Source organism: Corynebacterium sp. p3-SID1194 (assembly GCF_025144155.1).
Lineage (GTDB): Bacteria > Actinomycetota > Actinomycetes > Mycobacteriales > Mycobacteriaceae > Corynebacterium.
Genome location: NZ_JALXWY010000014.1, coordinates 1 through 26,483 on the forward strand (window position 1 = coordinate 1; position 26,483 = coordinate 26,483).

29 protein-coding genes are annotated in these 26,483 nt (G+C 63.3%); 13 read left to right on the top strand and 16 right to left on the bottom strand.

What is annotated here, in order from left to right:
• Positions 1-93: 93 nt before the first annotated feature.
• Complete coding sequence (locus tag M3G19_RS09020) at positions 94-1,458, bottom strand: MFS transporter (RefSeq protein ID WP_259902271.1); 1,365 nt, start codon at positions 1,456-1,458, stop codon at positions 94-96.
• Between the two features lie 220 nt (positions 1,459-1,678).
• Between M3G19_RS09020 and M3G19_RS09025 the strand changes: the two genes are divergently transcribed.
• Complete coding sequence (locus tag M3G19_RS09025) at positions 1,679-2,353, top strand: helix-turn-helix transcriptional regulator (protein ID WP_259902272.1); 675 nt, start codon at positions 1,679-1,681, stop codon at positions 2,351-2,353.
• Between the two features lie 258 nt (positions 2,354-2,611).
• Here the strand turns inward: M3G19_RS09025 and M3G19_RS09030 are convergent, their stop codons facing one another.
• The 3 genes from M3G19_RS09030 to M3G19_RS09040 form a co-directional block, all read right to left on the bottom strand.
• Positions 2,612-2,893, bottom strand: a complete 282-nt coding sequence (locus M3G19_RS09030; protein WP_083476082.1) for a 3-oxoacyl-[acyl-carrier-protein] synthase III C-terminal domain-containing protein — start codon at positions 2,891-2,893, stop codon at positions 2,612-2,614.
• Between the two features lie 138 nt (positions 2,894-3,031).
• Positions 3,032-3,535 carry an ATP-binding cassette domain-containing protein gene (locus M3G19_RS09035; RefSeq protein WP_259902273.1) on the bottom strand — a complete coding sequence of 168 codons (504 nt, stop codon included), beginning with the start codon at positions 3,533-3,535 and terminating at the stop codon, positions 3,032-3,034.
• Between the two features lie 88 nt (positions 3,536-3,623).
• Positions 3,624-4,385, bottom strand: coding sequence for a MerR family transcriptional regulator (locus M3G19_RS09040; protein ID WP_259902274.1), 762 nt, complete (start codon positions 4,383-4,385; stop codon positions 3,624-3,626).
• Between the two features lie 82 nt (positions 4,386-4,467).
• Here M3G19_RS09040 and M3G19_RS09045 point away from each other — a divergent pair, with 82 nt between their 5' ends.
• The gene (locus M3G19_RS09045; protein ID WP_259902275.1) at positions 4,468-5,145 is read left to right on the top strand and encodes a 3'-5' exonuclease; all 678 of its coding nucleotides are present in this window, start codon (positions 4,468-4,470) and stop codon (positions 5,143-5,145) included.
• Here M3G19_RS09045 and M3G19_RS09050 read toward each other — a convergent pair.
• On the bottom strand, positions 5,142-5,390 hold the full coding sequence (locus M3G19_RS09050; protein ID WP_259902276.1) for a hypothetical protein: 249 nt from the start codon (positions 5,388-5,390) through the stop codon (positions 5,142-5,144). The genes M3G19_RS09045 and M3G19_RS09050 overlap by 4 nt on opposite strands.
• 77 nt (positions 5,391-5,467) lie before the next feature.
• Between M3G19_RS09050 and M3G19_RS09055 the strand changes: the two genes are divergently transcribed.
• Together M3G19_RS09055 and M3G19_RS09060 are read left to right on the top strand one after the other, a co-directional pair.
• Positions 5,468-5,827, top strand: coding sequence for a helix-turn-helix domain-containing protein (locus M3G19_RS09055; RefSeq protein ID WP_259902277.1), 360 nt, complete (start codon positions 5,468-5,470; stop codon positions 5,825-5,827).
• Entirely contained in the window at positions 5,817-6,641 is an 825-nt protein-coding gene (locus tag M3G19_RS09060; RefSeq protein ID WP_259902278.1) for an ImmA/IrrE family metallo-endopeptidase, read from the top strand. Before M3G19_RS09055 ends, M3G19_RS09060 begins: the two co-directional genes overlap by 11 nt.
• Before the next feature lie 320 nt (positions 6,642-6,961).
• On the opposite strand, the gene M3G19_RS11960 is transcribed toward M3G19_RS09060, so the two are convergent.
• Together M3G19_RS11960 and M3G19_RS09065 are read right to left on the bottom strand one after the other, a co-directional pair.
• Positions 6,962-7,264 carry a hypothetical protein gene (locus tag M3G19_RS11960; RefSeq protein ID WP_396121775.1) on the bottom strand — a complete coding sequence of 101 codons (303 nt, stop codon included), beginning with the start codon at positions 7,262-7,264 and terminating at the stop codon, positions 6,962-6,964.
• Between the two features lie 446 nt (positions 7,265-7,710).
• Positions 7,711-8,397, bottom strand: coding sequence for a hypothetical protein (locus tag M3G19_RS09065; protein WP_259902279.1), 687 nt, complete (start codon positions 8,395-8,397; stop codon positions 7,711-7,713).
• Positions 8,398-8,574: 177 nt separating this feature from the next.
• Here M3G19_RS09065 and M3G19_RS09070 point away from each other — a divergent pair, with 177 nt between their 5' ends.
• Entirely contained in the window at positions 8,575-9,396 is an 822-nt protein-coding gene (locus M3G19_RS09070) for an IS3 family transposase (RefSeq protein WP_259902280.1), read from the top strand.
• Positions 9,397-9,650: 254 nt separating this feature from the next.
• Here the strand turns inward: M3G19_RS09070 and M3G19_RS09075 are convergent, their stop codons facing one another.
• Positions 9,651-10,547: a methionine synthase gene (locus M3G19_RS09075; RefSeq protein WP_259902316.1), complete on the bottom strand. Its 897-nt coding sequence runs from the start codon at positions 10,545-10,547 to the stop codon at positions 9,651-9,653.
• 50 nt (positions 10,548-10,597) lie between these two features.
• Between M3G19_RS09075 and M3G19_RS09080 the strand changes: the two genes are divergently transcribed.
• Entirely contained in the window at positions 10,598-10,969 is a 372-nt protein-coding gene (locus tag M3G19_RS09080; RefSeq protein WP_076598605.1) for a PH domain-containing protein, read from the top strand.
• A gap of 29 nt (positions 10,970-10,998) precedes the next feature.
• On the opposite strand, the gene mnmA is transcribed toward M3G19_RS09080, so the two are convergent.
• Positions 10,999-12,093: a tRNA 2-thiouridine(34) synthase MnmA gene (mnmA, locus tag M3G19_RS09085; protein ID WP_259902281.1), complete on the bottom strand. Its 1,095-nt coding sequence runs from the start codon at positions 12,091-12,093 to the stop codon at positions 10,999-11,001.
• A gap of 106 nt (positions 12,094-12,199) precedes the next feature.
• On the opposite strand from mnmA, the gene M3G19_RS09090 reads away from it, so the two are divergent.
• The 6 genes from M3G19_RS09090 to M3G19_RS09115 all read left to right on the top strand — a co-directional run bounded on the left by M3G19_RS09090 (position 12,200) and on the right by M3G19_RS09115 (position 17,326).
• Complete coding sequence (locus M3G19_RS09090; RefSeq protein WP_259902283.1) at positions 12,200-13,333, top strand: sensor histidine kinase; 1,134 nt, start codon at positions 12,200-12,202, stop codon at positions 13,331-13,333.
• The gene (locus M3G19_RS09095; RefSeq protein WP_259902284.1) at positions 13,330-14,016 is read left to right on the top strand and encodes a response regulator transcription factor; all 687 of its coding nucleotides are present in this window, start codon (positions 13,330-13,332) and stop codon (positions 14,014-14,016) included. Before M3G19_RS09090 ends, M3G19_RS09095 begins: the two co-directional genes overlap by 4 nt.
• Positions 14,017-14,099: 83 nt before the next feature.
• A complete protein-coding gene (locus M3G19_RS09100; RefSeq protein WP_259902285.1) occupies positions 14,100-15,017 on the top strand; it encodes an ABC transporter ATP-binding protein in 918 nt (305 codons plus the stop codon).
• Entirely contained in the window at positions 15,014-15,760 is a 747-nt protein-coding gene (locus M3G19_RS09105) for an ABC transporter permease (protein ID WP_259902286.1), read from the top strand. Before M3G19_RS09100 ends, M3G19_RS09105 begins: the two co-directional genes overlap by 4 nt.
• Before the next feature lie 4 nt (positions 15,761-15,764).
• Positions 15,765-16,514 carry an ABC transporter permease gene (locus tag M3G19_RS09110; RefSeq protein WP_259902287.1) on the top strand — a complete coding sequence of 250 codons (750 nt, stop codon included), beginning with the start codon at positions 15,765-15,767 and terminating at the stop codon, positions 16,512-16,514.
• A gap of 11 nt (positions 16,515-16,525) precedes the next feature.
• Positions 16,526-17,326 (top strand): spermidine synthase, encoded by an 801-nt coding sequence (locus tag M3G19_RS09115; protein ID WP_259902288.1) that lies wholly within the window; start codon positions 16,526-16,528, stop codon positions 17,324-17,326.
• 3 nt (positions 17,327-17,329) lie between these two features.
• Here the strand turns inward: M3G19_RS09115 and M3G19_RS09120 are convergent, their stop codons facing one another.
• From M3G19_RS09120 to M3G19_RS09150, 7 genes are read right to left on the bottom strand one after another with little or no spacing between them, the layout of a single operon-like run.
• Positions 17,330-18,418, bottom strand: a complete 1,089-nt coding sequence (locus tag M3G19_RS09120; RefSeq protein WP_259902289.1) for a glycoside hydrolase family 25 protein — start codon at positions 18,416-18,418, stop codon at positions 17,330-17,332.
• Between the two features lie 51 nt (positions 18,419-18,469).
• Entirely contained in the window at positions 18,470-19,615 is a 1,146-nt protein-coding gene (locus M3G19_RS09125) for a cysteine desulfurase family protein (RefSeq protein WP_259902290.1), read from the bottom strand.
• The gene (locus M3G19_RS09130) at positions 19,612-20,559 is read right to left on the bottom strand and encodes an electron transfer flavoprotein subunit alpha/FixB family protein (protein WP_259902291.1); all 948 of its coding nucleotides are present in this window, start codon (positions 20,557-20,559) and stop codon (positions 19,612-19,614) included. The genes M3G19_RS09125 and M3G19_RS09130 overlap by 4 nt, the downstream gene beginning before the upstream one ends.
• A 14-nt stretch (positions 20,560-20,573) precedes the next feature.
• Positions 20,574-21,365, bottom strand: coding sequence for an electron transfer flavoprotein subunit beta/FixA family protein (locus tag M3G19_RS09135; RefSeq protein WP_210572254.1), 792 nt, complete (start codon positions 21,363-21,365; stop codon positions 20,574-20,576).
• A 40-nt stretch (positions 21,366-21,405) separates the two neighbouring features.
• A complete protein-coding gene (locus M3G19_RS09140) occupies positions 21,406-22,632 on the bottom strand; it encodes a THUMP-like domain-containing protein (RefSeq protein ID WP_259902292.1) in 1,227 nt (408 codons plus the stop codon).
• A complete protein-coding gene (locus tag M3G19_RS09145; protein ID WP_259902293.1) occupies positions 22,622-23,449 on the bottom strand; it encodes an NUDIX hydrolase in 828 nt (275 codons plus the stop codon). The genes M3G19_RS09140 and M3G19_RS09145 overlap by 11 nt, the downstream gene beginning before the upstream one ends.
• 14 nt (positions 23,450-23,463) lie before the next feature.
• A complete protein-coding gene (locus M3G19_RS09150; protein WP_210574730.1) occupies positions 23,464-24,315 on the bottom strand; it encodes an ABC transporter ATP-binding protein in 852 nt (283 codons plus the stop codon).
• A 131-nt stretch (positions 24,316-24,446) separates the two neighbouring features.
• On the opposite strand from M3G19_RS09150, the gene M3G19_RS09155 reads away from it, so the two are divergent.
• On the top strand, positions 24,447-26,474 hold the full coding sequence (locus tag M3G19_RS09155; protein ID WP_259902317.1) for a maltotransferase domain-containing protein: 2,028 nt from the start codon (positions 24,447-24,449) through the stop codon (positions 26,472-26,474).
• Positions 26,475-26,483: the final 9 nt, after the last annotated feature.

A 26,483-nucleotide genomic window follows, 5' to 3' on the forward strand; every position in this document is an offset into this window, starting at 1 on the left:
CAGAATATCTAAGCAGGCTGGGCCATAATGCTGGCCAGGCGACGAAGAAAGGAGTGTTCGCGGTTCTCCACCCAACTTTGCAACAGCACCATTCTAAACTTCAGGTGTAACTGGCTCCTGTAGGTGACTGATGATGGTGGCAGCAACTACGAGCGCTGCGGCACCGAAGACTCCACCGGCGACCGCGACGGCTGTGTGGAAGCCTGTGAGGAACGCTCCACTGGCGACCATTTCGCCGAGGACTGCGACGCCGACGACGCTGCCGGTCTGGCGGGCGGCATTGATGACTCCTCCTGCGATGCCGACATGTTCCGGCGGGGCCGAGGCCACTGCGGCCGAGGTCGCGGCCGGCATCGCGAAGGCCATCCCGAATCCAGCCGTGAAGGTCAACACCGCGACCACCACGTAAGGGGTTTCTGCGGTGAGCAGCACGAGGCTGCTGAAGCCGATCGTGCCGACTACCAGGCCGGTGAGCATGGTGGGGAACGCGCCCCACCGGGCGACGGCACGGCCGCCCAGCGGTGACGCGACCACGGCGCTGCACGCCTGTGGTGCCAGCGCGAGGCCTGCCAGCCACGGCTCGTATCCCAGGTACTGCTGGAAGAAGAGGGAGAGCACGAAGAGTTGTCCGAAGAAGCTGAAGTTGAGCGCGAGCCCTACCATTGCGGCCACGGAGAACCGGGCACGAGTGAACAAGGCCATCGGCAGCATCGGGTCCGGGTGTCGTCGCTCTGCGATGATGAACAGGGCGAGGAAGACGCCCCCGGCGATCAGCACGGCTACCTGCCAGGGTGACCATCCGTGTTCGCCTGCGGTGATGACTGCATAGGTTACTGCCACCAGCGTGAGCACAGAGAGCACCTGTCCGGGTAGGTCCACCCGTCTCGCGCGACTGCCCGTGAGCGCGGGAATTGCCCACAAGGTGAGCAGACAGCCGATAGCGACGATGGGGAGGTTGACCCAGAACACCGCCCGCCACCCGATCGTCGACACCAGCGCTCCGCCCAGGACCGGTCCGATCGCGGCGGCAACACCTCCTGCGCCGCCCCACAGCCCGATGGCGCGTGCTCGTTCCTTCGGATCGTCGTACACAGCCGACAGCAATGCCAGAGAGCCCGGCACGATCGCTGCCGCGCCCACGCCCTGGACGGCGCGACCAGCGACGAGGAACCCGCCTGTGGGAGCGAGGGCGCACACGGCCGAGAGCACAGCAAAGACCACCAGGCCAGCGAGGTAGACCCTGCGGGCCCCGAGACGGTCGCATGCGGCCCCAGCTGTGAGAAGGAACGCGGCGAACACGAGGGTGTAAGCGTCGACGACCCACTGCAGTGAGCCCACCGTCATGTCGAGGTCAGTGCCGATCTCGGCGAGGGCGACATTGACGATGGTCGTATCGAGCATGACGATGAAGAAACCGAGGAGGGTCGCGACCAGCGCCGTGCGCCGATGCGCGGTCATACGCGAGACTCCAGCGAAGCCTCGGCGGGCGGGTGGCCGAAGTAGGTGCGCTTGTAGAAGTCCTCATCGTAGTGCCCGCGTAGCCGTTGGCGGTCCCCGTTCATCGCGATCGCTCCCTTCGTCTCCTGATGCAATGAATCTGGTGAGTTCAAACTACGCCTGCGAATGTTCGGTCGTCACCGAACAGTTCCGGGTGCACACTGGAGACATGGTTGCGCGCGTGTTTCCTGAAGCGGTCCCGGATATCTCGACAGTCGCGTCGGCTCTGGCTGACTCGTCGCGGGCGGCCATGTGTGCTGCGCTCATGGACGGGCGGGCCTGGACGGTTGGTGAACTGGGCAGGTACGCGGGCCTGGCCCGGTCGACGGCGAGCGAGCATGTTGACGTGCTCGTCACCCACGGTCTCGTCCACGACATTCGGCAGGGCCGGCACCGCTACATTCGCCTGGCCGGGGAAGACATCGCACGAGTGGTCGAGAGCCTTGGCGTGGTCGCCCGCTCGCCCCTGCCCACTCCTCACAGCCTCAGCGCGTCACGGGCGAATGCGAACCTACGTGAAGGCCGCACCTGTTATCAGCACCTCGCCGGTAAGCTCGGGGTGCGCCTGGCTGAACAACTGGAAGAGCACGAGTTCATCGACTCGCACTGTCAGGTCACTAATCAAGGTCATCGCTTGTTCATACAGTGGGGTGTGCCCCCGAAGATGCTCGACACGGGCAGGTCGTGCATGGACTCCACCGAACGCCGCTTCCACCTCGCCGGCCCTCTCGGCACGGGAATCTGCAAGACTCTGCTGGATAAGGAATGGCTTTCCCGCAGGGGTCGTACCCGGGCCGTGCGTCTCACTCCCGCCGGGCGGGCAGCGCTCAACGACGCGGGGATCTCCCTCAATTGACCGACAGCCGTCCCTGAGGGCTTCAGTCGTTCTTTGGCACCGGCGTGACCTTTCGGACGATCGAAAGCCGGTCGGAACAGGATGGGAGTTCCTGGCAAGGGTTGAACGGATCAAATTCGCGCGATCCTGGACGATCCGCCTGGGGATAACGAAGCATTTGGTCAAGAATATGAGGCAGCCAATCGCTTCAGGGAGACTGCCTCACATCCGTCATTGCGTAATCCTGAATTTCAAGTCAGTAGATGCGCGTGCCGTTCATCACTGTATGAGGGTGAGGCCGACGGACATGCCACCACCGAATGCCGCTAAAAGCACGTAGTCGCCAGGGATCGCTTGGCCGGGCGTGGCGAGTTCGCTGAGAGTGATCGCGATGGAGGCGGAGCCGGGGTTGCCGAGCCGTTCGACAACCAAGTGCTGGGTCGCGTTGGGCAGGTCGAGGGTGTCGAGGAGTTCGGCGAGCATGACGCTATTGGCCTGGTGCGGCACGAAGTGCGCCGCCTCTGACGGGGCGACGCCGGCGTCAACGAGGAAGGAATGGATGGTGCAGCACCGCGTGTGGCATCGGTACCGTCGACACGCTCACCCGTGCCTTCCGCAGAGCCTTGAACGTCGCCCCGAACGAGTACCGAAACAGGTTCCGTATCGACTAGGAACGCCGGGACGTCCTTGTCCGGATCTCTACGCTGCCAAGGCATATCCGGTAGACTGGGAGAGCAAGCAACGGGTATCTCCCTTGAGCATCTTCGGCTCGTCGAGGAACAGCAGGCTCGGGTGATGCACCAGCCCCATCGCGAGATCGAGCCGGCGACGCTGACCTCCGGACATCTCCTGGGTGCGCCGCCGCCCCATCCCCTCCAGGCCGAACGTCTTGAACAGCTCGGTCGCCCGACGGGCCGCGGCGGCCCGGTCCGCGCCATAGATGCGTGCCTGGGCGACGACCTCATCACGGGCGCGCTGCGTGTGTCCTGCACTGTTGCCCTGACCGACGTAACCGATCAGCGACCGCACCCGGCGGGCCTCGCGGGACACGTCCATGCCCGCCAAACGCGCTGTGCCCGACGTGGGCGGCAGCAACGTGGTGAGCATGTTCATCAGCGTGGTCTTGCCAGCCCCGTTGGGTCCGAGAATCGCGAGCGTCTGCCCGCGCGGCACGCGCATCGAGATGTCATCGACGGCGACCACGTCCTGTTTGTCGGGGCCCGGGTAGGCGCGCCGCAGCGCGTCCTTCGTGAAGCCCCTCCGTATCCGGTAAGCCGCGCTTACACCTGCGTCACCATGAAGGGTTCTCCACGTCCACGCCCTCAGACGCAGCGTGCTTTTCGACGAGCCCCAGCAAGTAGTCCTGCGTCCCGTCGTAAGCCTTGTGGAAACGTTCGTCCCCGACGTACATCCGCGCGAGGATGAGCTGGCGTGCCGGGGTGACCTCGTACCACTGACCGATCATCTCGCGGTGGCGCGCGACGAGCGCCTCGGCCTCTTCCGACCCGGCTTCGACGCCGGCATCACGCGCGGCGGCTAAGTCGGCGACGAAAGCGTCGTGCTCACGCTGGAGCGCGGCGAAATCGTTCTCGTCCATCTGCGCCAATTTTTCCTGGGACTGCGCCCACTCGGCGGTATCACCCCAGCGCTCTTCGGCTTCCTTCTGGTACTCGGGCATTTTCTCGCCCAGGTATTTCTTCATCGCATCCATGTCAATGTGTCCTTTCTCAGTCTGTTCAATCAGGTTGTCCACCGCATCGAGTTGCTCGGCAACGGCTGAAAGCTGCGCTGCCAATTCGGCGCGGTGACGGGTGAGGGCATTGCGGAGGGTGTGAGAGGGGGCGTCGATAAGCTGCGCGATTGTCTCAAGCGGGATGCCGACGCCACGGTAGAGCGCGATCGCCGCACCCCGTTCGATATCTGCGTCCGCGTACATGCGGTACCCGGTCGCCGTACGCGACGGCTCGAGCAGACCGCGCTCCTCCCAATGCCGCAATGCCTTCGTGGAAACTCCGAGCATCGCGGCGGTTTCTCCGATCGTGTAATCACCCATGACCACAGTGTGAACGTTGCCGTTGGGTCAAGGTCAAACGCTCGCGCAAAAACGTGTCGCCGCGCTCATTAGAATGAACCCCATGCCTACTTTCGACGCCTCGCGGATGCTCTCCTTCGACCTGGAGACCACCTCGGCGAACCCGCGGGAGGCACGCATCGTGACCTCAGCGCTCGTGCGTATCGACGGCCGCGATGTCACCGCCACCGAGCACCTCGCCGACCCCGGCGTGGAGATCCCGGAGCAAGCCGCCGCGATTCACGGCATCTCAACGGAAAAGGCCCGCGCCGAAGGCCGACCGCACGATGACGTGCTGCGCGAGACCGTCGAGACGATCAAGCAGGCGTGGGACGACGGCTTCACCCTGATCGTGTTCAACGCGCCCTACGACCTGACTGTGCTGCGCGCGCTCACGGGCGATTTCACGGTGACCGGGCCCGTCTACGACCCGCTGCTCATCGATCGCGCGATGGACCGCTACCGCAAAGGCGGCAAGCGCAACCTGGGCGCCCTGTCCGAGTTCTACGGCGTCCAGCTGGAAAACGCCCACGAAGCGACCTCCGACGCGATGGCCGCCGCGCGCATCGCGTGGAAACAAGTCAAAAAGGTTTGGCCGGAACTATCCGCGAAAGAGCTCGACGAGCTCATGGAATTCCAGGCCGTCAAGCACTTCGAAATTCAGACGGACTTCCGGAAATATTGCGAGTCACGCGGGCGGGATGTCCGTGGCATCTCAACGTCGTGGCCGATGATCGGCTAACTCACATACCTCTGGGCCTGGCCCACAAACTCGCTGACCCCCTTCTCGTCGCCACCGTTTTCAAGGTAATCGCTCGTGCCGTCCTTGAACTCGAATACGAGCGAGCCGGACATTGGTTCCTGGGTGATCCGGGCAACCTCGGATACGGGAACGGTCTTCTTATTCTTGCCAGTGTTGTAGGTCAGCGTGCTGAGCATCCACGTTTGGTCGTCTTTGTTTACCCACGTGAGTTCAGCGTCGCTCATGGAACCGAGCATAACGCTCGACATTCAGGGAGTGCCCTGATAGGGTCTGAATCAGAATTGAAAGGATCTGATTCACTATGAGTGCTGCGAGGGGTATCCCTGCCGATTTCGCTTCGCGCTTGAAGGCAATGCGCGAGAACCGGGGAATGAATCAACGCGCTTTGGTAGCGGCTCTTGACGGCGTGATTTCGCAATCCGGCATCTCGCGGATGGAGAAAGGCGAAAAGTCACCCTCTCCGAGTGAACTCATCGCGTTGAGCTGGGCCTTAGGCGTGGACGTGAGCGAATTTACAGACCCCATCCCCCTCAATGCTCGAAAGACGTGGGCCGCGCGATCTACAGGACATGTCAACGTGACGGACGCGCTGGATCGTTTGACTGCCCAATTGCAGTTGCGCAACATTCTCGACGAAGTGAACGCACACCGTGTCTCTTAACTACGGCCGTTTCGGTGGTCACCGATCTCCGAAAGCGCAAGGAATATACCTAGCGGAGCGTTTTCGCGAAGATCACCAGCTCGCCTCGGGCCCAGTGGAGCGAATCGAGCAGCTGACTGAACTCGTCGATGCTGATCTTCTAGTCACTGAGCTACCCGAGGGTGTCGAGGCTCTAACTGTCCAGGATCCGACAACACGCAACTTGATCATCGGAATTTCTACGTCTGAAGTCCCTTTCAGGCAGAATTTCTCATTGGCCCACGAAATCGGCCATGTTTGCGCCGGTGATCTCGACATCATGAGTCGGCGGAACCTCTGTCACGACATTGACGGGGAAAAACGAGCAGATTCGTTTGCGGCGCACGTTCTCTGCCCGCTCGATTCTCTCGAGGCTCAATTGGAAGGGCGGGATCCGAACTCCCTTGAAGCACTTTCGCACCTCGTGCAGAAGTACAAAGTTTCTCCTATTGTGGCCGTGAACCAACTGCGGCGGGCAAAACTCATTGCCCCTGAACACACATCGGAGCTCCGCAAATGGACGGCGCCGAAGCTCGCATCGCGTTTCGGATGGCGCGACGAGTACGACCTAGAGGTTGCTCGCTCCTCAATGGCCCGGCCCGCCCCACGACTCGCTGCAGATGCGACACAAGCTTTTCTCGAAGGTCGTGTTTCGGCCGAAGCCGTCGCTTTGGCGCGCGGTGTTTCGACTAATCGGATCCATGACGAGCTTGACGATCTTATCCAGCCAACGGCGAACGAGAATGCTAATGCCGATCCCGTTGCAGCACTTGAAGATTTCTTCGGCGGGGACTGAGACGCATGAATTCATCGCGCAGGTTCATCGTTTCGGATACTTCCATCCTCCTGTCATTCGTATGCGCGAACAAGCAAGACATCCTGATCAAGTTTTCCGGGTCCGACCCGATCCATTTACCTCAAGTTGTGGTTAATGAAATGGAGCGAAAACTGCGTGACCCTCGGTTCAAATCGGGTCGATCCAGATGGACTCGCCTCATTAACTCCAGATACTTTGTGGTCTTAGAGGAGACTGACGGCCTGCTTGCGAGGGTGAGAGGCTTCGCAGGATATAACTACACCTACCAAAACGGGCTCGCGAAGAATCTCGGCGAATTCTTAGGCCACCCCAAACGCATGTCTATGGATGGTCTCCACGAACATTGCAGACGCCCAGGTGCTGATAATGTCGAGCGCTTTCAGATAGATAGACGTGGCCATCTTCAACGGCACGCCCTCCCAATCGCACTTTTGCTGCATGATGTCGTAACCATGTAGCTCAGAATCTAGATGTACCTCCCGAGTCGTCGATGCATACCGAACAACCAAGTTATCTAGCGCTGCTTCGAGGTGAGGCAGGTTCTCGTCCGAAATCACGAGGGCCGTCAGAATAAAGTATCTTCCCCGATCTGACTCGTCCATGTAAGCGTGCAACACCAGCGCACCCTATCAACTAGAATGTTTGCCTACGATTCATCGACCGCACCTAGAGAACGCACGAGTCTCGGCACAATGCCGTGTCGATGACCACTTGGCAGGAAGTGTCTGATACACCCTCCAGCGCACGTGCGACCACAGCACGAGCCGTACGCACCGCCCCCTTTTCTGATTCGATGCTTGTCGTTGATCAGCGTTGCCATAAAATCGACTTTCCCTATCAAACATGTCGACCTTTAAATCCGCATTATAGGACTCTCCAGAATGGTCGGCATAATAAAAGTCGATTACGGGAGCCTTCTTCCGTGCGAACTGGGTCTCTTATACAAATATTTGGGAAAATATCTACTAAGGATTCCTTAGTAAGCGAGAACACGTATAAACACCGGCACCTGATGTCCGGGTGCCGATGTTAGATCATTTTCAAACTGTCACAATGCTTTGAGTGCTCTGCCGTAGCAGAAACTGACTGTTGCTGCGTATCCTCCGGCAGCAGCTATCAAACAAGCTGGAGCGCCGACACCTGCCGTAAAGGTTCCCAGAAAACCGCAAGCCAACGAGAGCCCAGTGACGACTGCCCACGGAACCCCAGCGTTACTCAAGCAGCTATTGAATGCGCTCCAAGCATCACCAACACTGCGTGTCTGGTATGCCGCATCGGATTCTCGTACTACATCATCGAACTCGGGCTTTCCATCTATCCAGATTTGAAGTCGCGCATCATTCTCTCCACTCTTCGTAATCTGAGTCTCGGCCACACTATCGATGTCGTCATTTGACGTTCGTACCAAGATGTAATTCGTGTCTTCGAACTCGCCAGCGAGCGGGAGCCTGTACACAGTCTCGGTATCGCCTTCCACCGCCACAGCCTGGCCAAGATCTATGTCTTCCACCGGAGCAACGTGCGGAATCTTTCCGTTCACGAGACCATCCTCGAGAAACTCTTTTTCCGCACCTGTGGCATCACGCCCCACTTTTTGATCTGGCTGTTCCGCCACCGCGTGAGCCTTACACTCTTCATCTACTGGTACGTTCGAAGCTTCCTGCGCACCGGCATTTGGCTGACCCAGAGTTATTGCAAAAGCGACTGTGAGAAGAGCGGATGTGAATTTTTTCATCTTGCAGCTGAACCCCTTTTCTGATTGTACTTGGTGATGAAGTAGAAGACTGGGACCCAGACGAGTGTGGCGATAGCGACAGAACCTAGGATTGCCATCGCAGTAACACCTAGCGATACCGGTGCCCAAAGAATCCCTGACAGGAGGAGTCCCAAGAAACTGAGCAATTGGACGGCGGTGAACGACATTACGGCTGATTTTTTACCCATTCTTACCTTCTTATTTTGGAATTCTCTCATTGGACGACTGTCTCCCAAAAGAGACGGTAATGCATCCACCGCCCCCTCGCTCTCGATTCATCGGAGTTCATTTTTCATACACGGCACATTAACTAGAAGAACCTGGTTTGGCTTTGCATCAAAGCTAGACCAGGGGTACGGGATATGCCGGGAAACCTTCCGGAGGATTTGGCGTGAAGAAGGCCTGCGCGTCCTACCCAGGAAGAAGCGCAAACGCGTCGATGGTCACGGCCAGCGCGATGTTCCTGCCGGCCAGTACCCGAACGACGTGTGGGCGCTGGATTTCCAGTTCGATTCAACATGGCACGGCAAGACGATCAAGATCTGCAACATCATCGATGAATACACTCGCGAGCACGTCGCCTTCACAGTCGACAAGAAGATCGACGCGGATTCGGTGATCGAGCTGCTCGACCTCGCTTGTTGTGACCAAGGCGGGCGCCCGCGGGTGATCCGGATGGATAACGGCCCCGAGTTCATCGCTCATGCGCTCAAGGAATGGGCTGGGGAGGATGAAACGATTCAGGCGTTTATCCCGCCCGGTCAGCCCTGGCATAACGGTTATGTCGAGTCTTTCCACAACCGAATGCGTGACGAACTCTTAGAAGACAACAGCATCGAGAATCTCGAACATGCACGGATGCTCGTGGCCCAGTGGTCGCAGCGGTACAATGACTTCCACCCGCATTCCTCGCTGGGCTACCTCAGTCCACGGAAGTATGCGGAACAATGGAAACATGAAAACACGGTCAACGCTTAAACCAACTGGACCGAATTCTTAGGCCACCCCAAGGAGAATGGGTTTAAGGTCGCAATGCTCGTCGATGACGGGGATGCACGCGCGACGGCTAGGAAGCGTTCGGTCGCAAATTTCGGATCGGAAGAAATCCTTCTTCGCGCAGTGCAACTCGGTCTCATCAACAGTCGAGGTGCAGCGCGTGAAACATGGAATCAGCTCAGCAGATTCGATACTCACGTTCCGTTTGAAGATACGCGCCTCAACGATCCGGCACTCTATAAGTGATCGCGGGAGATCGCTTCCGCCATCTCCGCCGCCGCGCGGTAGTTCGCGGCGGTCGCAACCAGCGTGGGCCCGGGTTCCGCGTACACGTCGATCGCGGTTTCCGCCGGGTCGATCTGCAGTCGGTCGAAGATACGGAAGACCTCGCGCGGCTCCATCACCGGCACCGCGATCCGGGCGCCGCGGTCGAGCGAGCCGGCCAACGCATCCAGGTCGAGCGCACCCGCGAGATCGACGGTGAACCAGTCCGCGCCGCACAACGGCTCCGGACTGTTGAGCAGGTGCTCGCCGAAACGCCCGAGCACGTCCAGCACGCGCTCGTCCGGCACCGCGGGAATCTCCTCGTAGTCGGTCGCACCTGTCACCGCGCCGCGCCGAACACGCCCGAGCATCGGCTCATCGAGCTGCAGCAGCGTGCGCACGCCGAAACGCTTTTCGACGTCTCCCCTATGCTCCTCCACCCCGTGTAGCAGCGCATCGGCGATATCCCGTGTCGCGCCGCGGTCGGTGATCATGCGGTGGCCGTTGCCTATCTCCAGTTGGGCGGCGAGTGTCCACGGCCCGACGAGCTGCACCTTGAGTTCCGTGATCTTACCGGCCCACAGCTCTTCGAGCGCGTCGAGATCTCTTTCGAATTGGTCGCGTGCGCGCATGGTTGCGAATTGCGGACGCCGCGTGACGCGCCACGACCGTGGCCCGATGTCCAGGTTCAGTGGCAACAGCGCCGCGGTGCGGCCGACCGCATCGGAGCCGACACCGCGTGCAGGAAGCTGCGGGATGTGCGGCGTCGGTGATTCCGAGAGCACCACGTCCGCCGCAGAGGCGAGGTCGGTGCCGGGGAGCGGGCCGAGACCGAAGGCTGTCATTTCGCGGCGCGAAACCGGAGGCATATTCACACGAAAAAGTCTATAGATTACGGTGCCCGGTTAATATGCTCCCCATGGCACTTGAACAATTCTCCGGGTGGACATTCATTTCTCCCTGCCCGATTCCGAACGATGTACATGAGTTGATGGCCCCTGGCGAGCAACCACTTCAGGCGTTCAAAACAGTACGTGACTCGGCAATCTTCACAAACAAACGGCTTATTGTGAGAGATTCACAAGGCCTGTCGGGCAAGAAAGTCGAGATGTACTCCATCCCCTTCAAGAACGTAACAATGTGGTCGACTGAAAATGCAGGAAAGATGCTCGACTGGAATGCCGAATTAGAAATGTGGACCAAAGCTGGTCACATCAAAATCAATCTCTCCAAGGGAATCGATATCCGGGCAATCGACCGGCTCATCGCGAGCTGCGTTTTGAGCGCTTAGGGCCTCGACTCTTCCGTAACTGCCTTTCACTAACTAGCAGACTCCGTCCCGCAGATCGTGCCGGAACCCAGCACGATATCGCCCTGTCCGTCCGGGTCCGGCAGGTAGAGCACGGCGGCCTGACCACGGGCGACACCGGAAAGAGGCTCGGTGAGAGCCAAGGTCATGGTGTCGGCATCCACATCGACGTGCGCACGGCACGGCACGACACCACCGTGGGCACGGATCTGCACGTTCGCGTCGAATTCCCCCTCCATCGCTGGGTGAAGGACCTTGAGGCGGTCGGCGTGGATGGTGGTCACGTCGAGAGCGGCGCGTGGACCGACGGTGACGGTGCCGGTAGCGGCGTCGATATCGGTGACATAGCGCGGCTTGCCGTCGGCGGCGGGCACGCGGATATTCAGACCCTTGCGCTGCCCGATCGTGTACTGGAACGCACCGTCGTGCTCCTTGAGCTCCGCGCCGTCCTGGTCGACGATCATGCCGGGGCGCATGCCGATGGACTTGCCCAAAAACGCCTGAGTGTTGCCGTCCGGGATGAAGCAGATGTCATAGGAATCCGGCTTCGTCGCGGTCGAGAAACCGTGCGCCGCGGCCTCCTCGCGGATCTGCGGCTTCTCGGTATCGCCGACCGGGAAGATGCAGCGGTCCAGCTCATCGCGGGTCATCACGCCGAGCACATAAGACTGGTCCTTCTGCGCGTCGGTGGAGCGGCGGAGGTTGCCGGCGTCGTCGATAAGCGCATAATGCCCTGTCGCAATCGCGTCGAAACCGAGCGTGACCGCGCGCTCGAGCAGTGCTGCGAACTTGATTTTCTCGTTGCACCGCAGACACGGGTTGGGGGTCTCGCCGCGCGCGTAACTGTCCACGAAATCGTCGATGACGTCTTCTTTGAAGCGGTCCGAGAAATCCCACACGTAGAACGGAATGCCCAGCTTGTCGCACACGCGGCGCGCGTCAGCGGAATCCTCGATCGAACAGCAGCCGCGCGCGGATTCGCGGGTCTGCTGCGCGTCCTTGCTCAAAGCGAGGTGAACGCCGACGACGTCGTGTCCGGCATCGACAAGCCGCGCCGCCGCCACAGAGGAATCGACGCCGCCACTCATTGCTGCCAAAACTCGCACGTGGCGTGAGTGTAGTCGCGTCACCGCAGGACGAAAAATACCCGGCGCGCAAAGTGGTACCTGGGTACGACGACGGCGGTGTGCGCGGAAATTACGCTGGCAAACCATGACCGATCACTTCACGGCCAAATCTTTTCGGCTCCGGGACGTCGCCCTGGCGCTCGCGCTCGTGGCGTTGTGCCTCATCAGTCCACTCGCCGACGGTTTCAGCGTGCTCGACGGGGCGCTTCTCGTGTGCGCGGTAGCCGCGCCTTTCACGCGCAGACGCTGGACGTGGGCGACCATCGGGGCGTGCGTCGCGGTGCTCGCGGCCTGCGCATTCGCAGAAAGTCTGCCGACCGGGACGATCGGTGTGGCGATGTTCACTGCCTATATCGTGGCGCGCCACCTTCCCGCACCCGCGCGCTACCTTGCGGCCGCCGCGCTCCTTGCGGGAGGCATCGCCGCGACAGCGTTCATCGCCCCGGCCCTGCGCTCCCTGCCGCTTGCGGAGCGCGCGCAGTACATCGCGTGGAGCGTCACGTTGCTCACCGTCGCGTTCCTCGTCGGAGAGTTGCGGCGCCGCGCGGAGGAAGCGGCGGCGAAGGAAGTGCAGATCCAGCTCGCGCGCCAGCGGGAGGAATTCGAGCGCGAAGCAGCTGAGCAGCGCGCGCATCTCGCTCGAGAGATCCACGACATCGTGACGCATTCGCTCACCGTCATCGTGGCGCAGGCCGACGGCGCGCGCTACGGCGCCCCGCCCGACGACGCGCTGCGCACCATCAGCTCGGTCGGCCGCGAATCGCTGCGCCAGATGCGCGGCGTCGTGGGGCTGCTGCGTGGCGGGGAGCAGCGCCCAGTCGAGCCGCTTGTTCCGTCGCTCGACATCGACGGACTCGTCGCCACCAGCCGCGCGGGCGGACTCGACATCGCCTACAGCGTCGACGGCACCCCACCCGCACTCGACCCGGGTACGACGCTGACAATCCACCGCATCGTCCAAGAGGCGCTCACCAACGCGATGAAGCACGGCGACGGTACCGCGCGGCTCGCCGTGTCCTGGCGCCCGGACGAGGTCGCCGTCTACCTTGAAAACGGTTTCACTCCCGGCACCGCTCACCAGCACGGCCACGGTTTGCGCGGCATGCGCGAGCGAGCATCGCTTATCGACGGCACCCTTACCTCCTCCCCCTCCGACCACCACACCTGGGTCACCGAAGCGCGCTTGCCCCTGCAGCGTACAGATAGGGTCGAACCATGACCTTTTCCATTGGTCTCGTCGACGACCAGCTGCTCTTCCTCCACGGCATCCGCGCTGTGATCGACTCCCAGCCGGATTTGTCCGTGAGCTGGCTTGCCGGCAACGGTGAGGAAGCCTTGGAGGCGATGACCGCGGACCCCGTCGATATTGTCCTCATGGATATCCAGATGCCGGTGCTCGACGGCATTGCGACCACACGCCAACTCTCGCAGCGTTTCCCCGGCGCGAAGGTGATCATCCTGACCACATTCGACGATGAGGGCTACGTCATGGGGGCATTGTCCGCGGGGGCGAGCGGATTCCTGCTCAAAGACGCCGAACCGGACACGCTTCTAAGCGGGATCCGCACCACAGCAGCAGGCGATGCGGTGATTTCGCCGAGGGCGACGAAACGGATCGTCGATAAGCTCAGCTCTTCTTCTGCTGAGGCCGATGTTCCGCTGTCGCCTGCCGACCGTCTCGCATTGGACGAGTTGACCGAGCGCGAAACCGAGATCCTCGTTGCCGTCGGCCGTGGCTGGACGAACACGGAGATCGCCGAGCGGATGTTCATCTCCATGCCGACCGTGAAGACGCACGTCGGGCGTGTGCTCGCCAAAACGCACTCGCGCGACCGCGTCCATGCCGCGCTGTTCGCGTACCGGACTGGGCTCGTCGCGCGCGCGGACCTACTGGATACGTAAGGCGCGTCATACCCGGGTAGGACGGCGGAAATCATGCCCCGCGCCGACGCGGAACCTGCTGGTTGTGCGGGAACCTTGAGGGCATGGAGACATCATCGATCATCAGGACAGAAGGTCTGACGAAGACCTACGGCGGCACGACCGTCGTCAACAACCTCGGCTTGGACGTTGCGGCCGGTACCGTGCACGGGCTGCTCGGTCCGAACGGATCGGGTAAGTCGACCACCATGAAGATGCTGCTGGGGCTGGTCACGCCCACCAGCGGCGAGATCAACATGCTCGGGCAGCCCATGAACCGTACGAACCGGCCCGAGGTGCTCGCCGGTGTCGGCTCGCTCATCGAGGCGCCGTCCGCGTACCCGCACCTCACCGGCGGCGAGAACATGAAGATCGCGTCGCGGCTCTTCGGCGCCTCGGAAGCCAATGCGCAACGCGCCATCGAGCTCGTGCGCCTGAGCAACCACATGGACAAGCTGGTCAAGAACTACTCGCTCGGCATGAAGCAACGCCTCGGCATCGCGATGGCGCTCGCCCGCGACCCGCAGCTGCTCATTCTCGACGAGCCCACCAACGGCCTCGACCCCGCCGGCATCGAGGAAATCCGCGCGCTCATCGGGAGCCTCGCCCGCGACGAAGGCCGCACGGTGCTGGTGTCTAGCCACCTGCTCTCCGAAATCGAGAAAATGGCCTCGAATCTGACCATCATCGACCGCGGCACGCTCATCTTCCAGGGCTCGCAGCAACAGCTTTACGACGCCCAACTCCCCGACCTATTCATCCAAACCCCCTCCGCGGATGCCGCCGCCTCGCTACTGGCCGCCCTGCACCCCGTTGCTGTGGAAGGCGGAGTTGAGCTGCACGGGCTGAGCGACGCCCAGGTCGCCGATGTCTGCGCCCACCTGGTCAGCCACGGCGTTCCTCTGCACCAGGTGGTACGCAAGCGCCGCAGCCTCGAGGAAATCTTCATCGGTCTGACGGGACGGGAGGGTCTGAGCGCATGATCACCGAGATCGCTAAGCTGCGCCGCACCAAGGTGGTGCTGCTCGGATTCCTGCTGTCCGCGGGCATTGTGCTGTTCGCCGGCATGAATCTCTTCGCCGGGGGCCGCATCGACGATTTCCGCGCAGACCCCGGGACGAACTGGGCCGGCCACATCGTCGGCTTCTACATGGCGCTGGCGTTTTTGTCGCCGCTGCAATTGGCGATCATCGCCAGCCGCGTGGCGGACACGGAGAACGTGGGCGGCGGGTGGCGCCTCAACGCCATCGCCGGTGTGCCGCCGGGCACGTTGATCGTCCGCAAATTCGTGGTGGCGGCGGTGCTCGTGGCCGTACTCAAGCTCGTCGAATTCGCCGCGGTCCTCGCGTTGCCTCTTCTCTTAGGTGCCCCAACTCCAAGCTCCGAGATGCTGGCTACCTGGACGCTGTTCGGCCTCGGCGCGCTCGGGACCTCTCTCGCACTGCTCGCCGTGATGCTGTGGCTGGCTGCGGTGACCGACTCGCAGATCGTCGTCCTCGCGATCGGTGTTGTCGGCGGATTCCTCGGCGTTGCCGCACTGCTCTCGCCGACGTGGTTGGCCGCCATCAACCCGTTCGGCTACTTCGCCATGCTCACCCCGTTCACCTTCACCGACACAGGCATCGCGCCGACTGCTCCGCACTGGCTCGCATGGGGCGTCTTCATCCTCGCGGCCGCCGCAGTCTTTCTCGCGGCAACCCGCATGCTCGACCGGAAGGAACTCTAGAACCATGGATCTTCTGCGCAACGACCTTCTGAAATTCCGCCGGTTACATATGTGGGCAGTGCTCACCCTCGTTCCACTGATCGCTGTGGCGATGGGGGCCGGCAACTACTTCGGCAACCAAGGCCAACTTGAGGCCGGATGGACCAGCTACCTCTCCCAGATCATGCTCTTCTACGGAATGATCTTCATGACGGCAGGCATCGCGATCATCGCCTCCGCCGCCTGGCGCGTCGAGCACCGCGGCCACAACTGGCACTCCCTGCTCACCTCCACCCGCTCGGCGGGTGGCCTGACCGCCTCGAAGATCGCCGCCATCACGATCTCGGCCGCGGCGATGCAGACCGTCCTCGTCGTCCTGGCCGTCGTGGTCGGACTCGTACTCGGTGTGCCAGGCACCCCGCCCGGCTCATTTATCGCGGTCGCGTTTCTGTCGCTGCTGCCCGCCACCGCTGTGGCCGCGTGGCAGTCCTTCCTGTCAATGGTGATCCGCAATTTCGCGGGCCCCGTCGCCATCGCCCTCGTGGCCAGCATCATCTCCTTCGGCATTCTCGCTTCAGGCGCGACGTTCGCCCGCTTCGTCCTGCCGCCGGGGCTGCTCAGCGACACCCTATGGCTGGGCAGCAGCGCAGTCGCAGACGCCGGCGCGATCAGCGCGGCGACGGTCGTCCAAGTCGCTGTCGCCTCTGCTCTCCTCGCTCTGGCCGGATGGCTCTCCGCCACCGCCTATCTCCGGGCGACGGACGTGCGTCTGTAGTCTCAGCGTCTATGGCCCAGAAAAGTGAGACGATCGAGATCGACACCGGCATCGCGGAGATCATCCACGAGCCTGACGGGTCGATGCTCCTCATGGTCAACGGTGTGCCCAGCTCGCACATCGTGCCAGGTGAGCCGGAGCGGCTGGATTTCTCGTACATGCGCTGGATCGCAGCCGCGATCGAGGAGACGCGTTCGTGGGAGAAGCCCCGCCTGACGCACCTCGGCGGGGCCGGATGCTCGCTGCCGCGCTATTTCGCACACGTGTGGCCGCATTCGCGCAACACGGTCGTCGAATGGGACATGGACTTGGCGCAGCTCGCGCGCGAGAAATTCGACATCCCGCGCTCCCCGCTCGTCAAAATCCGCGTGGGCGACGCGCGCGAAGTCACCGACGGCTTCGTCGACGCATCACGCGACGTCATCATCCGCGACGTTTTCGAATCAGCGACAACGCCGCGCAGCTTGACGACGCTCCCCTTCTACCACTCCTGCCTCCGCTCCCTCTCGTCAACAGGCCTTTATGTCGCCAACTGCGGTTCCCGCGGCGACCTGACCGAGGCCCGCGAAGAGCTCGCCGGCATGGCAGAAGTCTTCCCCCACCTCGCCGTGATTGCCGACCCTCCGATGCTCAAGGGGCGCCGCTACGGCAATATCATTTTGCTCGGCTCGCAATCCGAGATACGCGAAACCCCCGAGCTGACCCGGAGGTTGCTCGGGGGTGGGGTGCCCGCGCACTTCAAAGACGATGCGTGGGCCCGCGCGATGGCCGCATCCGCCACGCCGCGCGATGACGTAGACGCTGACGCCTAGCTTTTACTGGCTCGACCCGGCGCCCGCCTCGCCGCCGCCCTGCTTATTCGCGTTGTCGAGCAGGATGAGCAGGTCGCCGACGGAGTAGTCGTTGCCGACCATCATCTTGTTGAGGTCATCGACGGGCAGCGTGCCGTTTTCGACCTGGCGGCGCGCGGTGTCCGCGATGTTCTGGGCATCGCCGGCATCGAAGCCGAAGGTCTGTGCCGCGCCCTCAACGTGCTGCGGCGAGAGTACGCCAGATGCCAGGCCGAGGATCGCCGCGGCGAGCGCCGAGTTGGACTGCTCGAGGACGGCGAGGGAATCAGCGATGCCGCTGTCGATGTCCTTGTCCTGCAGTTGCTCGAGCAGACCGCCGGTGGCGTTGTGGTCGCCGGCGACAAACCGCACCCACTGGCCCTGGTTGCCGTTGAAGAGGTTCAAGTCGACCGGCGTGTTAATACCCGCGACGCGCCCCGATTCCGAACGCTGCCAGATATCCACCTTGTCCCAACCGCCGACCGGGCCCGGCGCCTTGTTCTGGTACGCAGCGAGCCACAGCGGGTAGTCCGCGAACTCGTCGGTGTTGCCCATCTGCTCGAGCCAGAAATAGCGGTAGGTGTACATCATAGGGCGGCGGCCCGTCTTATTTTCGACTTCGGTGAGGAACGTGCGCGTCCATTCGCGCAGCTGCTCGGGGCTCAGTCCTTCGTCGACCTCGAGGTCGAGCACCGGCGGCAGGGTCGTCGCCGGGCCGGTGTTGAGCACGTTGGCGAAGTTGTCGGCCTGCGCCACTGGGTCGTTGCCCGGGCGCGCGTAGTGGTACGCGCCGACGGTCATGCCCGCATCGAGAGCGCCCTGCGCGAATTTCGCGTAGGCGTCGTCGGTGTAGTCGGTGCCTTCGGTGGCTTTGACGATGGCGAAGCGGTGGTTATCGTCGCGCACCGAATTCCATTCGATAGCGTTGCTGCCGGTGTCTTGGTGGTGGGAAACGTCGACGCCGTTGACCCAGTCGGCACGGCTATCAGCGTTGACGGAACCAGCGGCCATGATGCTGCCGAAAGCAATGGCCGCGGATGCGATGAGGGCTGCAGGGCGCAAGGAACGAGTCATGGCACGCACCTTAACTCACATTCGTCACACAAACCACACGCGACACACAATTCACAGCTTTGCGACGTCCCGTGCCTTCCCGATCACCTCCGGCAGCCTTTCGAGGAGAAACTGCACATCCTTGTCCGTCGTCGTCCTCCCGAGTGTGAACCGCAGCGCGCCGTCTGCGTGGTCGTCCGGCAGTCCCATCGCTTCGAGAACGTGGCTGCGCTGGTTGACCCCGTTATTGCACGCCGAGCCCGTCGATGCCTCGATACCCTGGCTGTCCAGCAGCATGATCATCGCGTCGCCGTTCGCTCCCGGGAAGATCAGGTGCGCGTGCCCCGGAAGCACCTGCACACCATCACGGCCGAGCACCGTCGCGCGCGCGTCGGGAATGGTGGAGAGGATGCCGGCGACGAGGTCGTCGCGAAGCTTCTCCAGGCGCGCGGCTTCTGTGTCCATTTCGCCGGCGGCTTCTTTCAGCGCGGCCGCCGTCGCTGCAGCCGTCGCGACATCGACCGTTCCCGGCCGGATCCCGCGCTGCTGTCCCCCGCCCGTCAGCACGGGCGCCGGTGCCGGCGAGCGCTTCGCCAGCAGGATTCCCGCCCCGCGCGGCCCGCCGAATTTGTGGGCGGAGGCCGCGAGTGTTGTCGCGCCAAGCGCGTGGAAATCGACCGGCAGGTGGCCGACGACCTGGACCGCGTCGACGTGGACAGGCGTGCCCGCGACATCCGCCCGTGCGATGATCTCTTCGATCGGCTGGATCGCGCCCGTCTCGTTATTAGCCCACATGCACGTCGCGACAGCTGCCGGCTCGTCGAGCACGTCCGTGGGAACCACGATCCCGTCCTCCCCAACGGGCAGCATCTGCACGTCCGCCCCGCGCTTTTCTACATCCGCGACGGTCTCGCGGACGGCGGGATGCTCGATCGGCGTCGAGATGACGCGCGCACCCGGCTCGTCCGCAAAGCCGCGCAGAGCCACATTGTCTGCCTCTGTGCCGGAGGCCGTGAAGATCACCTCGACGGGATCAGCCCCGAGGATCTCCGCGACGGTCTCGCGCGCCTGAGCTAGCACTGCGTTGGCGGCGCGCCCAGACGCGTATTGCCCGCCGGGGTTGAGCAAATGCGCATGCTCGGCCCACGTGTCGACGGCGACCTGCCGCATTGGAGTGGTCGCCGCGTGATCGAAATAGCGGGGCGCGCTTACCGTCACCGGTTCTTCAGGGCCTTGATCAGCTCGGGCACGAATTCTTCAATGTCGGCGACGACACCGATGTCGGCGATGGAGAAGATCGGCTCATCGCGGTCCTGGTTGACAGCGACGATGGTGCCGGAGGTCTGCATGCCCGAGGTGTGTTGGATCGCGCCGGAGATACCGAGCGCAATATACAGGTCCGGAGACACGGTCGCGCCGGTCTGACCGACCTGGGTCTCAGGTGAGGCCCACCCCAGGTCGACGATGTCGCGGGTGGAGCCGGTGGCGGCGTCCAGGACGTCGGCAAGAGCTTCGACGTACTCCTTGTAGCCGTCTTCCGAACCGACACCGCGGCCGCCGGACACGACGGTGGCTGCCTGAGTCAGCTCGGGACGGTCAGCGCGCACCTTCGGCGTGAACGACGCAACGCGCACGTCGCGCTCGGTCGCGGCCGGCAGAGGCATCGGCGCGAGCTCGCCGGCAGCTTCCTGCGGCTCGGCTTTCACGGAGCCGGGGCGCAGAGTGTAGATCGGGCACTCGCCGCCCGCGATCGCGGTGGTGGTGTAGCTGCCGCCGAAGATCTCGTGGTGGGCGGCGCGGTTGTCCTCGATGCCCACAACATTCGCCAGAACGCCGGAACCGAGGCGTGCAGCGAGGCGACCGGCGATCTCGTTGCCGGTCACGGTCGCGGCAATGACGATCGGGGCCGGGTTCGCGGCACCGAGCGCCTGCAGGGCGTCGACCTCGGGAAGAATCAGGCGCTCGTCATAGTCCTCGGCGGACGCGTCGATCACCTGGGCGGCACCCAACGCCGCCAGCGATGGTGCGAGCGCTTCCGCATCGCCAGGCGCACCGACGACCACCGCCGAGACCACCCCCAGTCCCCGCGCCGCAGTGATCAGCTCGCCGGTGATCGGGCTCAGTTCAGAGCCGGTGTGTTCTGCCAGTACATAAACGTGCATGTCGGATCGGCTCCTTAGTTATTGAGAAGGTTGCGGGCGGACAGTTGCTCGACGACCTGCGCTGCGATGTCGTCAGCCGGGCCTTCGAGCAGCTCGCCGGCGGTGCGCGGCGGCACCTCGGTCGCGTGGGTCACATTCGTCGCGGAATTGCCCAGGCCGACCTGGCCGGCATCCACGCCGATATCGGCGATGGTCAAACGCGTGATCTCGTGCTTCTTGGCGGCCTTCATGCCCTTGAAATTCGGGAAGCGCGGCTTATCGGACTGCTCGGTCACAGCCACAACGGCAGGCAAGGGTGCCGCGAGCTCCCACGTGCCGCGCTCGTCTTCGCGCGTGGCCAGGATCTCTCCACCCTCGATGCGCAGGTTGTGCGCCTGCGTCACAGCCGGCACCTGGCGGTATTCCGCCAACAGCCCAGCGACCGCGCCGGTCCCGCCATCGGACGACTGGTTGCCGGCCACCACCAGCGCAAGATCGTCGATGGTGTTCAAGACATTGTGCAGGGCCCACGCGGTGGAGATGGCGTCGGAGCCGGCGAGGGTGTCGTCGATAAGCGAAATCGCGTCGTCCGCACCCATCGCAAGGGCCTTGCGCAGCGCTTCCTCGCACCCCTCGGGCCCCATCGTGACAGCGACGACGCGGTAGTCGCCCGCATCGCGCAGACGCAGCGCCGCCTCGACGGCGTACTCGTTGATCTCGTCGATGACGTTGTCGGCGTTCGCGCGATCGAGCGTGTTGTCCGCCTCGAGCGATTTCGTCGACCACGTGTCCGGCACGTTTTTCACCAACACAGCAATGGTGGGCATGAATTTTCACCTTCCATCTGTCAGATTCGCTCACACGAGCCTAGCGCACGCGTGCTCCGCAAATGAACGCCGTCGCATGGTCCCCAATGCGCGCGATCGCCACACCCATCGGGCGGTCGCCTTTGAGTTTCAGCTTGGCGCGAAGCTGGTCAGGATCGACGTCCACACCGCGAACGAGGATTTCGAGCGATCCCGCGCCGTGAGCTTTAAGCGCGGCCCGCAGCTTCTTCAGCGGCACCGCTTCAATGAATGGAAATCCGGAGTAGCCGTCCGGAACCGCATCCCCCGTAAGGAACGCAATGTGCGGGTCCAGCATCGTAAGGCCGTGCCGCGCAGCCCATTGCTGCACGAGCCCCGCGCGGATCACCGCACCATCCGGCTCAACTATGAAACTTTTCGGCTTATCGACGTCCACCCCATCCCCACAGTCCTCCACCCTCTCCGTGAAGCTCTCTCGGATGACCACTGCTTCGCGCGTGTGCCCTGGATCCGCGAGATCAGGTGTGTACAGGCACGCCTCTTTGACTCCCCCGTTCACGCTGACCACGCTAACCAGGCCGTGCCAGTCCGCGTAGTCGATCCCCGGCGCGCACTTGATGGCCATGGCCGCACCGGGGTACGCCGCGATGAGGTCCGGCAGCGGCGGGATGAGTTTCGCCGGGTCGGTGATGCGCCGTCCGTCCGCCCGGCGCGCCGGGTCGGCCACGATGACACGTCCCGGCCGCGACCCTGTTCCTGAGCACGCGCGGATTCGGGGCCCGGGGCTGCTCGCCGGTGTCGTCACGGGGGCCAGCGCATCCGCCTGTGCGACCCACGCGCGCCCAGCTGCAGCACCGCCGCCTACGTTCTCGCGGGCCATGAGCAGACGCGAATAATCGATGTCCGTGCCGAGCCAGTCCATGCCCGCCGCAGTCACAGCGGGCGCCTCCGTACCGATCGAGCACGTCACGTCGTGCACCAGCGACGCGCCTGCCGCGGCGATGCGCCCGGCGCGGACCTGCGACACCGCGAACGGGGTGGCCTGCTGCGCTGAATCGCTGTCGGCCATCCAGTCCGCGGCAGGTCCCGCAAGCTTGGGGGCGAGCGTTTGCCGTGCCTGGAGGAGCTCCATCACGGCGCGGGCGTGATCGTCGAAAAGCTTGGACAGCACAGTGCGGTCGGCGATCGCGGATTTCTTGGTCAGTGCCACCTCACCGGAGGCTGCGACGCGGGCGATATCGTCGCGGTGGGCAGACAGGAACCGGATTTCTGCGGGGCTAAAGCTCAAATTTCTTTCCCATCCGGTTGACGGGCTGGCGGTCGAAAAGTTCGGAATAGCGCTCGATCTCCACCGGATCGCCGACGATGGCTTCGATCTCTAAACCCTTCACATGCGACATGACCTCGGCGACAGAGGCGAATTCAGCCATGTCGTACACCTGCGCCCACGTGGAGGGGGCGAAGCGGACGAGGCCTTGGCGCCAGCCGTCGATAAGCAAGCTCGGCGGAAACCAGTTCGCGTCGCTCGCCTCGCCGGTAGTCACGTCGGGCGCTTGTCCGGCGGGCAGCTCCGCGACGAACGAGAAGGTGTCGAACCACTGGCCTTTCTCCGACTTGCCCACCCAGCGGCCGGACGGCTTGAGCAGGGTCGCATCGACATCCAGCCCGGTTTCTTCCAGCAGCTCCGTGAGAGACAGCTCGTGGCTTTCCAGCCGCTTGCGCTCGCGGTGGAAGGGGCGGGCGTCGCTTAAAAGGGCACCGGTGTCGTCGACAAGCAAAAGCGTGCCTGTTTCCTCGAAGAGCTCGCGCACGGCGGCGAACATGAGCGCGTGCGCCTGGCGCGGCTTGACGTCGAGCTGCTTCGCCAAATCCGACGCGGAACGGCCCGACCACAGCTCTTTCGCGTCCTCCCTCGTGGGCGGAAAATCGCGGATGTCCACGCCGCCGCCCGGGAACACGGTCATCCCCGGGTAATTGCGCATCGTGAGCACGCGCTCCTGCATCCACACCTCGAGGCCGTGAGCGCCATCGCGCACGAGGATCACGGTCGCCGCGAGGCGCCCGTAGTTGATCCCCAGCATGTCCTCTTCGTCACGCGTGGGCACAGTTTCACCTCCGCTTATCGACGGTGCGCCCCACCCCGCCGCTCCCTCCGCGCGAAGAAGCGGTCGTCTTCCTTCGTGAGCTTGATCGGCTGGTGGTACGCCTTGGTGAGATTCTCACTGGTGAGCACGTCGTCGATGAGGCCTTGGGCGACGACATCGCCTTCGTCGAGCAGCAGCGCGTGGGTGAAGCCGAACGGGATCTCTTCGACGTGGTGCGTGATCATCACGATCGCCGGCGCATCCGGGTCGAGCGCGAGATCGCCCAAGTACGCGACGAGATCCTCGCGGCCGCCGAGGTCGAGTCCCGCGCCGGGCTCGTCCATGATGAGCAGCTCCGGGTTCACCATGATCGCGCGGGCGATGAGCACACGCTTCTTCTCGCCGTCCGATAGCGTGCCCCAGCGGCGGCCCAGCAGGTGGAATCCGCCGACCTGGTCGAGCGCGTCGTGCACCTGCTCGTAGTCCTGCTCCTCGTACTCCTCGCGCCAGCGGCCCACGACCGCGTAGCCGCCGGAAAGCACCAAATCTTCGACGCGCTCGTCGACCGGCACGCGGGTAGCCAGCTCCGAAGTGGTCATGCCGATCACCGCGCGCAGATCGCGCATGTCGGTCTTGCCGATCTGCTCGCCCAGCACGAACGCCGTGCCCGCGGACGGGAATTCCTGCGCCGCTGCCATGCGGATCAGCGACGTCTTGCCGGCGCCGTTCGGGCCGATCACGACCCACCGCTCATCCAGCTCCACCTGCCAGTCGATCGGTCCCACCAGCGTGTTCCCGCCGCGGCGGAACTCCACGCCGCGGAAGTCCAGCAGCAAATCGGGGTTAGTCGGTTCAATTTCAGCAGTTCGGTCAGTCACGCTTTCCATTGTGACGCATTTTGCTTCACGACGGCCGACTGACATGGCCACTTCGCTACTCTGGGAGTCAGAAGGCGTGCCCGTGCACCCTTTAAGCCCCCTGCAACGTCAATTGGACGAGGTGAATCGACGTGAGCCCAGTGATCGGCCGACTTGGAATCGACGACGTCCGACCCCGCACTGCCGACGGCGCCCTGCCTACCAAGGCTGTCGTCGGCGAGGTCGTACCTATTTCCGCGCTGGTGTGGCGCGAGGGGCACGATGCGATCGCTGCCACTGTCGTCGTGACGGACCCGGAGGGACACGAATATTCCGTGCCCATGACCCCGGAAGCCGACCGCCCCGACTACTGCCACGCCGTGATCACTCCTGACACGACCGGTCTGTGGACATTCCGCGTCGAGGCTTGGTCCGACCCGATGGCCACCTGGCGCAACGCCGTGACCAAGAAGTCCGCGGCCGGCCAGTCCGCCGCCGAGATGGCCAACGACCTGTCCCACGGTGCCGAGCTGCTGCGCCGTGCTGCTTCCGAGGCTGGTGCCCACGCCGCCGGCAGCAGCCAATTGCTGAACGCCGCCGACGCCCTCGAATCCGACGCCCCGCTGCGCGAACGCCTCGAACCGGCACTCGACCCGTCGGTCGCGGAGGTGCTCGCCGGGCGCCCTGTCCGCGACCTCGTCACCGAAGGTCCGACCTGTCAGATCCTCGTGGAGCGCAAAAAGGCCCTGTTCAGCTCCTGGTACGAGCTCTTCCCGCGCTCCACCGGCGGGTGGGACGCCGACGGCCACCCCGTCCACGGCACGTTCGAAACCACCATGGACGCCCTGCCGCGCGTTGCCGCGATGGGCTTCGACACTGTCTACTTCCCGCCCATTCACCCCATTGGCGACAAGAACCGCAAGGGCCCCAACAACACCCTCGTCGCCGAAGAGGGAGACGTCGGCTCGCCATGGGCCATCGGTTCGAAAGATGGCGGCCACGACGCGATCCACCCGGAGCTCGGCACCGAGAAGGATTTGAAGAAGCTGCTCGCCCGCGCAAAGGAGCTCGGCTTCGAAGTCGCCCTCGACTTCGCCCTCCAGGCCGCGCCTGACCACCCGTGGGCGGTAAAGCACCCGGAGTTCTTCACCGTGCTCGCCGACGGCACCATCGCCTACGCCGAGAACCCGCCGAAGAAGTACCAGGACATCTACCCCATCAACTTCGACAACGACGCCGACGGGATCTACAAAGAGATCTACCGCGCGCTCATGGTGTGGGTGAAGCTGGGCATCACGACCTTCCGCGTGGACAATCCGCACACCAAGCCGGTGGATTTCTGGCACTGGATCATCAACAAGGTCCACGAGACAAACCCCGACGTGATCTTCCTCGCAGAAGCCTTCACCCGCCCGCCGCGCCTGCTCGGCTTGGCCAAGGCCGGGTTCTCGCAGTCCTACACCTACTTCCCGTGGAAGACGACGAAGAAGGAGCTCACGGGCTTCACCGAACAGGCCGTGCGGTTCGCCGACGTCTCGCGCCCGTCGTTCTGGGTCAACACCCCGGATATCCTCCACGCGTTCATCCAGACGGGTAACCGCGCGGCTTTCGCGATCCGCGCTACGCTCGCGGCGATGCTCAGCCCGCTGTGGGGCATGTACTCCGGTTTCGAGCTCTACGAGCACGAGCCTGTCGCGCCCGGTAGCGAGGAATACCTCAATTCCGAGAAGTACGAGCTGCGTCCCCGCGACTTCCAAGCAGCTCTCGAGCGCGGCGATTCGCTGGAGCCGTACATCACGCGGCTCAACACCATCCGCCGCGAGCACCCGGCGTTCCAGCAGCTGCGTAACCTGCACTTCCACGACGCGGACAACGACAACATCCTCGTCTTCTCCAAATTCGACGCCGCGACCGGCGACAGCGTCCTCGCCGTGATCAACCTCGACCCGACGTACACACAGGAGGCCACGGTCACGCTCAACATGGACGCTCTCGGACTTGCGCCCGGCGCGAGCTTCCCCGTCCACGACGAGATCTCCGGCGCCGACTACGAGTGGACCATGCGCAATTACGTCCGCTTGAGCCCCGTCGACAACGTCGCGCACATCTTCCGCCTTCCGCTTATCGACGAACCCTCCCGCACCCGCCTCGCCTTCCGCCACATCCCCGACGAGGACTATCGCCCGTAAGATATTCCT

What these genes read in the sequence shown, in the direction of transcription:
- M3G19_RS11960 (WP_396121775.1), bottom strand. Translation starts at nt 7,264, where the DNA reads ATGGACGAGTCAGATCGGGGAAGATACTTTATTCTGACGGCCCTCGTG.
- M3G19_RS09115 (WP_259902288.1), top strand. Translation starts at nt 16,526, where the DNA reads ATGGCCCAGAAAAGTGAGACGATCGAGATCGACACCGGCATCGCGGAG.
- M3G19_RS09040 (WP_259902274.1), bottom strand. Translation starts at nt 4,385, where the DNA reads ATGGGTGATTACACGATCGGAGAAACCGCCGCGATGCTCGGAGTTTCC.
- M3G19_RS09045 (WP_259902275.1), top strand. Translation starts at nt 4,468, where the DNA reads ATGCCTACTTTCGACGCCTCGCGGATGCTCTCCTTCGACCTGGAGACC.
- M3G19_RS09050 (WP_259902276.1), bottom strand. Translation starts at nt 5,390, where the DNA reads ATGAGCGACGCTGAACTCACGTGGGTAAACAAAGACGACCAAACGTGG.
- M3G19_RS09105 (WP_259902286.1), top strand. Translation starts at nt 15,014, where the DNA reads ATGATCACCGAGATCGCTAAGCTGCGCCGCACCAAGGTGGTGCTGCTC.
- M3G19_RS09120 (WP_259902289.1), bottom strand. Translation starts at nt 18,418, where the DNA reads ATGACTCGTTCCTTGCGCCCTGCAGCCCTCATCGCATCCGCGGCCATT.
- M3G19_RS09150 (WP_210574730.1), bottom strand. Translation starts at nt 24,315, where the DNA reads ATGGAAAGCGTGACTGACCGAACTGCTGAAATTGAACCGACTAACCCC.
- M3G19_RS09100 (WP_259902285.1), top strand. Translation starts at nt 14,100, where the DNA reads ATGGAGACATCATCGATCATCAGGACAGAAGGTCTGACGAAGACCTAC.
- M3G19_RS09080 (WP_076598605.1), top strand. Translation starts at nt 10,598, where the DNA reads ATGGCACTTGAACAATTCTCCGGGTGGACATTCATTTCTCCCTGCCCG.
- M3G19_RS09075 (WP_259902316.1), bottom strand. Translation starts at nt 10,547, where the DNA reads ATGCCTCCGGTTTCGCGCCGCGAAATGACAGCCTTCGGTCTCGGCCCG.
- M3G19_RS09065 (WP_259902279.1), bottom strand. Translation starts at nt 8,397, where the DNA reads ATGAAAAAATTCACATCCGCTCTTCTCACAGTCGCTTTTGCAATAACT.
- M3G19_RS09130 (WP_259902291.1), bottom strand. Translation starts at nt 20,559, where the DNA reads ATGCACGTTTATGTACTGGCAGAACACACCGGCTCTGAACTGAGCCCG.
- M3G19_RS09095 (WP_259902284.1), top strand. Translation starts at nt 13,330, where the DNA reads ATGACCTTTTCCATTGGTCTCGTCGACGACCAGCTGCTCTTCCTCCAC.
- M3G19_RS09135 (WP_210572254.1), bottom strand. Translation starts at nt 21,365, where the DNA reads ATGCCCACCATTGCTGTGTTGGTGAAAAACGTGCCGGACACGTGGTCG.
- M3G19_RS09020 (WP_259902271.1), bottom strand. Translation starts at nt 1,458, where the DNA reads ATGACCGCGCATCGGCGCACGGCGCTGGTCGCGACCCTCCTCGGTTTC.
- M3G19_RS09110 (WP_259902287.1), top strand. Translation starts at nt 15,765, where the DNA reads ATGGATCTTCTGCGCAACGACCTTCTGAAATTCCGCCGGTTACATATG.
- M3G19_RS09055 (WP_259902277.1), top strand. Translation starts at nt 5,468, where the DNA reads ATGAGTGCTGCGAGGGGTATCCCTGCCGATTTCGCTTCGCGCTTGAAG.
- M3G19_RS09090 (WP_259902283.1), top strand. Translation starts at nt 12,200, where the DNA reads ATGACCGATCACTTCACGGCCAAATCTTTTCGGCTCCGGGACGTCGCC.